The organism is Arthrobacter sp. Soil736 (genome assembly GCF_001428005.1).
Taxonomy (GTDB): Bacteria; Actinomycetota; Actinomycetes; order Actinomycetales; family Micrococcaceae; genus Arthrobacter.
In genome coordinates this window covers 44,205-50,985 of sequence record NZ_LMSB01000028.1, presented here as the reverse complement: position 1 = coordinate 50,985, position 6,781 = coordinate 44,205, and the positions used below count along the sequence as shown (strand labels likewise).

The window sequence follows — 6,781 nt, the reverse complement described above, 5'->3', positions numbered from 1 at the left end:
GCACCGTCTTCTCGCTCTTCAAGAAGGAGGCAGCACGATGAGCACGCTCACTCCTGCCGCACCCAAGAACTCCGTCCCCGGCCCGACGGCCCCCAGCACCGGTTCTCGCCGCGGATTATTCGGAAAGTTCGCCGGCAAGTCCCGCATGGACCCGACCCGCAACAACACCGCAGCGGGCATCGCGGCCTGGCTGCTGGCACTGCTGTTCGCCACACCGGTTCTGTGGATGATCCTGACCTCCTTCCACTCGGAAAACGATGCAGCCACCAACCCGCCGTCGATTGCGGCCAACCTCACCCTGGACGCCTACAAGGAGTTCTTCGGCGCCAGCTCCGGCGTCAGCCCCTGGCCGCCGCTGATCAACTCCGCCACCGCCTCGATCCTCTNGCCGCAGAGCTGGGAGCCGCGCTACCTCCTTCCACTCGGAAAACGATGCAGCCACCAACCCGCCGTCGATTGCGGCCAACCTCACCCTGGACGCCTACAAGGAGTTCTTCGGCGCCAGCTCCGGCGTCAGCCCCTGGCCGCCGCTGATCAACTCCGCCACCGCCTCGATCCTCTCCACCGTCYTGGTSCTGGCGCTGGCCATCCCGGCSGCCTACGCGCTCTCCATCAGGCCGGTGAAGAAGTGGACCGACGTCATGTTCTTCTTCCTCTCCACCAAGATGATGCCCGTCGTCGCCGCGATCCTGCCCCTCTACCTCTTCGCCAAGACCACNGCCGGTGAAGAAGTGGACCGACGTCATGTTCTTCTTCCTCTCCACCAAGATGATGCCCGTCGTCGCCGCGATCCTGCCCCTCTACCTCTTCGCCAAGACCACCGGCGCCCTGGACAACATCTGGTTCCTGATCCTGATGTACACGTCAATGAACCTGCCGATCGCGGTGTGGATGATGCGCTCCTTCCTCGCCGAAGTGCCGGTGGAAATGCTCGAAGCAGCCCAGATCGACGGAGCAAACCTGCTCCTGACCCTCCGCAAGGTCATTGCCCCGGTGGCGATGCCCGGCATCGCGGCCACYGCGCTGATCTGCTTCATCTTCAGCTGGAACGAACTGYTGCTGGCCCGTGTCCTCACGGGGGTGGTGGCCGGCACCGCTCCGGTCTTCCTGACCGGCTTCGTCTCCAGCCAGGGACTGTTCCTGGCGAAAGTCTGCGCGGCCGCCGTCGTCATTTCACTCCCGGTGCTGTTCGCCGGCTTCGCCGCCCAGGACAAGCTCGTCCAGGGCCTCTCCCTCGGCGCCGTCAAGTAACCGGCCATCCCACTTCGATTCTCAGAGGATTACTTCGATGACAACATCAACCGCCCCGTCTCCAGCCCTCGGACGCCCGGAAGTACCGGCCACGATGCGTGCCTCCGTCCTGAAACGCCAGGGCGACATGGCCATGGAAACCCTGTCAGTTCCGCAGCTGGATGCCGACCAGGTCCTGGTGCAGGTCGCCGCCGTCGGCGTCTGCGGCAGCGACGTCCACTACTACGAACACGGCCGGATCGGCGACTACGTGGTGGACCACCCGCTGATCCTGGGCCACGAACTCTCCGGCCGCATCGCCGCCGTCGGAAGCGGCGTTGACCCCGCCCGGATCGGCCAGCGGGTCGCCGTCGAACCCCAGCGCCCCTGCCGCACGTGCAAGCAATGCAAAGCCGGACGGTACAACCTGTGCCCCGACATCGAGTTCTACGCCACCCCGCCGATCGACGGCGCCTTCGCCGAATACGTCACCATCCAGAGCGACTTCGCCTACGACATCCCGGACAGCGTCAGCGACGAGGCAGCAGCCCTGATTGAGCCCCTCTCCGTCGGTCTCTGGGCCTGCGAGCGCGCGGGCATCAGGCCCGGCAGCCGCGTGCTGATCGCCGGCGCCGGCCCGATCGGCATCATCGCAGCCCAGGCCGCCCGGGCGTTCGGCGCCACCGAAATCTACATCAGCGACATCGCCGAGGACCGCCTGGCCTTCGCCCTGGAACACGGTGCCACCCACGCACTCAACGCCAGGACCGACAACGTCGAAGGGCTCGACGTCGACGCGTTCATCGACGCTTCCGGCGCCCCACAGGCGGTCCGTTCCGGCATCAAGGCCGTCGGTCCCGCCGGCAGGGTCATCCTTGTGGGGCTCGGGGCCGACGACGTCGAACTCCCCGTCTCGTACATCCAGAACCGGGAGATCTGGCTCTCCGGCGTCTTCCGCTACACCAACACCTGGCCGCTGGCCATCCAGCTGATCGCCGACGGAAAAGTGGACCTGGACATCCTGGTCACCGGCAAGTTCGCCCTGGCCGAATCGGAGGAAGCGCTCAAAGCAGGCAAGCAGCCCGGGCAGCTCAAAGCCGTGGTCTACCCGGGCCGCTAAGCGGGCCACGGGGTGTGGGCGGCAGCGCCCGCCCACACCCCAACCGGAGCAGTCCAGATCAGCCCCGGACGGCAGGCACGAGGACGTCACAGTCAAAGTCGCATCCCTAAACGTCTTGCATTATGAGTTTAATCCCATAATATGGGTTTAGCGATGTGGCCCTCCTCACGGTGCACATCTGTTCCCAAGCCTTCAACGTGGAAGGCCCAACGATCGGATTCCCCTCATGTCAGACATAGCTGTCCTGATCAATACGGCCGTGGCGGTCCTGGCCGCCGTCGTCCTGATCGTCCGTTTCAGAGTCAATCCCGTCATCGCCCTGGTCATCGGTTCGGTGTACCTGGGCCTCGCCGCCGGCCTCGGCGTCGAAAAAACAGTCAAGACCATCACGTCCGGTTTCGGCGAAATCATGGTGGACGTGGGCCTGCTCATCGCCTTCGGTGTGCTAATGGGCTCCATCCTCAACCAGAGCGGCGCCATCCGGCGCCTCGTGGAGCACCTGCTGAATACGTTCGGCCCCAAGCGACTGCCCTACACCATGGGCCTGGCCATCGGTACGGTCCTCCAGTCTATTTTCCTGGACGTGCTGCTCGTCATCTCCGCTCCCTTGGCACGCAAGCTGGCACCGAAGATCGGCAAACTCGGCACCGCCCGCATGGCAACCGCCATGGCCATCGCCCTCGAATGCGGCATCGTCTTCACGGTTCCCGGCGTCGCCTCCCTCGCCCTGGCCGGCCTCCTCAACGTGCCACTTGGGAAAATGCTGCTGTGCGGACTGCTCCTGGTCATCCCGACCATCATCATTTCCATTGCCATCATGACGTTCCTCTTCCGCCGCGGCTTCTGGAACGAGGCGAAGGACGAGGACCACACCTTCGTCGAGGAGGAAGACCGCGAGGGCGAGGAGGACGAGTACGACGGCGGTTCGAACCCTTCCGCTTCGACGGCACCTGGCGGACACAACCCCGGCTCCGACGGATCTGCCGCCCGGCCGGTCAGCGCCGCCGTCGCTCTGGCAGAACACGAACAGAAGCAGGCGCCGCTGATTCTGCTCTTCGCCCCGCTCCTGACCTCACTGCTCCTCATCGGAGCCGGCGCCATCCTGCAGATCCTGAAGATTGACCTGCCCTGGCTGCAGCTCCTCGGTGAGCCCGTCATTGCCCTGCTGATCGGCCTGATCGGCACCTGCCTCGTCACCCGTTCCGCCATCGGCCAGAAACGCGTCGAGCAGGCCATCGCCGTGGGCTTCAAGGAAAGCGGACAGATCCTGATTCTCACCGGCGTGGGAGGATCCCTCGCCGCAACCGTCGCCGCAGCGGGCCTCGGCCACATCCTGGGCGGATTCTTCTCAGCGAGCACCGTTGCCCCGCTCCTGGTGGTCTGGGCCATCGCCGCCGTGCTTCATATCGCCGTCGGCTCCGTCACGCTGTCCGCCATCACCGCGGCCGGACTGCTGGCTCCGATTGCTCCGGCCATCGGGCTGGATCCCGTGCTCCTGGCCCTCGCCGCCGGCGCCGGATCACTGTTCATGGTCCACGTCACCAGTAACACCTTCTGGCTCCTGCAGTCACTGCTGGGGCAGAGCGTGAGGGGCGCGCTGAAATCGGTCACGGTCGGGGTCTCGGTGGCCTCCGTCGTCGCGATCCTGCTGATCCTGCCCATGAGCCTGTTGTTCTGACCGGACACAGCCCGTCCGTCCCAGATATCACGCCCACGAAAGAAGAAGAACCAAATGACAGAGACACGCATCGCGCCCCTGGAGGGAGTACGCGTCCTTGAACTCGGCAACTATATTGCTGCGCCCACGGCCGGCAGGCTGCTTGCCGATTTCGGTGCCGAAGTGATCAAGGTGGAACGGCCCGGAACCGGGGACGAGCTGCGCAACTGGCGCCTGCACAAGGGTGACACCTCCATGCTGTACCGGACGATCAACCGCAACAAGAAGTCCGTCGTGCTGGACCTCAGAACCGAGGCCGGCAAGCAGGCCGTGCTCGCACTCGTCGCCAAGTCGGACATCCTGCTGGAAAACTTCCGGCCCGGCACGCTGGAAAAGTGGGGCCTCGGCCCCGAGGTGCTCAACGAAGCCAACCCGGAACTCATCATCACCCGCATCTCGGCCTTCGGGCAGACGGGTCCGCTGTCCGAGCGGCCCGGTTTTGCCGCCGTCGCCGAAGCCTACGGAGGGTTCCGGAACCTGGTGGGCGACCCGGACCGCCCGCCCGTCCGCGTGGGTGTCTCCATCGGAGACTCGATCGCCGGACTCTACGCCGCCTTCGGCGCCATGATGAGCCTGTACCAAAGGGAAGCACGACGCCGGGACGCGGCTGGCGCGGTGCCGCTCACCGAGCGCGTCATCGACGTCGCACTCAACGAAGCGATGTTCTCCATGATGGAATCCCTCATCCCGGACTATCAGGCGTACGGCGTGGACCGGCAGCGCGTGGGCGGCCGGATGGAAGGGATAGCCCCCTCCAACGCGTACATCTGCAGGGACGGCGCAAGCATCGTCGTGGCCGGCAACGGGGACTCGATCTACCAGCGGTACATGCACACCATCGGACGTCCCGACCTGGCGGAGGACCCGTCCTTGCAGACCAACGCCGGCCGCTGGGCGCGGCGCGAAGAACTGGACCAGGCCATCGGGACATGGGCGTGCGAGCTTGACGCTGCCGACGCACTCGCGGAACTCGAAGCCGCCGGCGTACCCGCCGGCCCCATCTATACGGCGGCCGACATCAGCACCGACAGCCAGTACGCAGCCCGCAACATGATCCAGAAATTCGACGTTTCCACCGGAGACGAAATCCTGCCCGGCGTGGGCTTCCCCGGCATCGTCCCCGTCATCGGAGACCAATCGCTCCCCATCCGGAACCTCGGCCCTGACCTGGGCGCAAACACCGAAGAAATCCTCGGCGGGCTCCTCAACATGGACCCCTCGGAGATCAGTGCGGCCTCCGGCCGCGAGGAGGCCCTCCAGCCATGAACCGCCACCAAAACACCCTCGCCTCAACATTGGGCAAGACCATACTCAGGGACGTGACCCTGCGGGACGGGCTCCAGCTCACCGGGAAGCTTCTCCCCACCGAGCGGAAGGTCGAAACGGTGCGGGAGCTGCTGCGCCTGGGCGTGCCCGCCATCGAACTGGGCTCCATGGCCCGCCCTGACCTCGTCCCCACCATGGCCAACACCCTGGAAGTAGTGCAGGCCCTCACGCCCGGGGAACTGGAAAAGTGCTGGATCTGGGTGGCCACCCCCGGTCACGTGGCCAAGGCGTCGGCCGCCGGAGCGCGGAACTTCCAGTACTGCCTGTCGGCGTCGGACTCGCACAACAAAGCGAACATTGGCCGCACCACCGAGGAAAGCCTCGCTGCCTTGCCCGAGGCGGTCAAGTACGCGCAGGCTGTCGGCGGGCAGATCCAGCTCTGTATCGCGACGTCATTCACGTGCCCCTTCGAAGGAACGGTGCCCGAGGAGCGCGTCCTGTCCATCGCCAACGACCCCCGAACCGAGGGGACCACGGACATCGTCCTCTGCGACACCCTGGGGCAGGCCATCCCGGCCCAGGTCTCAGGTCTGATTACCCGGGTCCGGGAAGAATCCCCGCTCCGCAGGATCGTCTACCACGGCCACGACACCTGGGGCCTTGGAGTGGCCAACACCCTCGCCGCTGTCCAGGCCGGCGCTGCCATGGTGGACGGCGCCCTCGGCGGCCTGGGCGGCTGCCCCTTTGCCCCCGGTGCCAGCGGCAACACCTCCAGCGAGGACATCCTGTTTGCCACCCGGCCCGGATGGCTGACCACGGAAACCTTCGCGGAGCTGGTGGTCCTGTCCGAGAAGCTGCTTGCGGAACTGGGCGAACCCAACCGCTCCAAGGCTGCCCAGGGCGCCCGGTCCAACGCGGCAGCCTTCGACTGGGTCCTCCCGTCGGACAAAACCACTCCCGCACCGTGCACCACAGGAGGCAACTAAGCGTGGGCAACAGTTTCCTGGTCACCACCGCCATCCCTGAGCCCGGGCTTCAGCTGCTTTCCGACGCCGGCCGGGTCACCGTGCTGCCCGAACCGCCCGACTACGAGGCCCTGGCGGCGCTGTGCGCCTCGGGCGATTTCGACGTCGTCCTCACCCAACTGCGCGACGTCATCGACGCGCCGCTCCTGGCCGACGCCCGCCTGCGGGGCGTGTCCAACTTCGCGGTCGGGTACAACAACATCGACGTCGACGCCGCCACCCGCCACGGCATCCTGGTGGGCAACACCCCCGGCGTCCTGACGGACGCGACGGCGGACATCGCCATGCTGCTCATCCTCGGCACCGCCCGCCGCGTGATCGAGGCCGACCGGCTGGTCCGCGACGGCAAGTTCCTGGGCTGGGAACCGGAGCTCCTGCTGGGCCGGGACGTCTCCGGCGCGGTGCTGGGCCTGGCCGGCTTCG

General features: G+C 66.2%; 5 protein-coding genes and 1 pseudogene. All 6 read left to right on the top strand.

The window, feature by feature from the left end:
* Positions 1–719 precede the first annotated feature (719 nt).
* Positions 720–1,251: carbohydrate ABC transporter permease (locus tag ASG92_RS15930; RefSeq protein WP_157372246.1), on the top strand; the 532-nt coding region annotated here is incomplete at its 5' end.
* Positions 1,252–1,288: 37 nt separating this feature from the next.
* Positions 1,289–2,350 carry an NAD(P)-dependent alcohol dehydrogenase gene (locus tag ASG92_RS15925; protein ID WP_056630212.1) on the top strand — a complete coding sequence of 354 codons (1,062 nt, stop codon included), beginning with the start codon at positions 1,289–1,291 and terminating at the stop codon, positions 2,348–2,350.
* Between the two features lie 226 nt (positions 2,351–2,576).
* The gene (locus tag ASG92_RS15920) at positions 2,577–4,028 is read left to right on the top strand and encodes an SLC13 family permease (protein WP_056630211.1); all 1,452 of its coding nucleotides are present in this window, start codon (positions 2,577–2,579) and stop codon (positions 4,026–4,028) included.
* 54 nt (positions 4,029–4,082) lie between these two features.
* Positions 4,083–5,333, top strand: a complete 1,251-nt coding sequence (locus ASG92_RS15915) for a CaiB/BaiF CoA-transferase family protein (RefSeq protein ID WP_056630210.1) — start codon at positions 4,083–4,085, stop codon at positions 5,331–5,333.
* On the top strand, positions 5,330–6,319 hold the full coding sequence (locus tag ASG92_RS15910; protein WP_056630209.1) for a hydroxymethylglutaryl-CoA lyase: 990 nt from the start codon (positions 5,330–5,332) through the stop codon (positions 6,317–6,319). Before ASG92_RS15915 ends, ASG92_RS15910 begins: the two co-directional genes overlap by 4 nt.
* A 2-nt stretch (positions 6,320–6,321) precedes the next feature.
* Positions 6,322–6,781 (top strand): annotated as a pseudogene (locus ASG92_RS15905) (D-glycerate dehydrogenase); the annotation flags it as partial.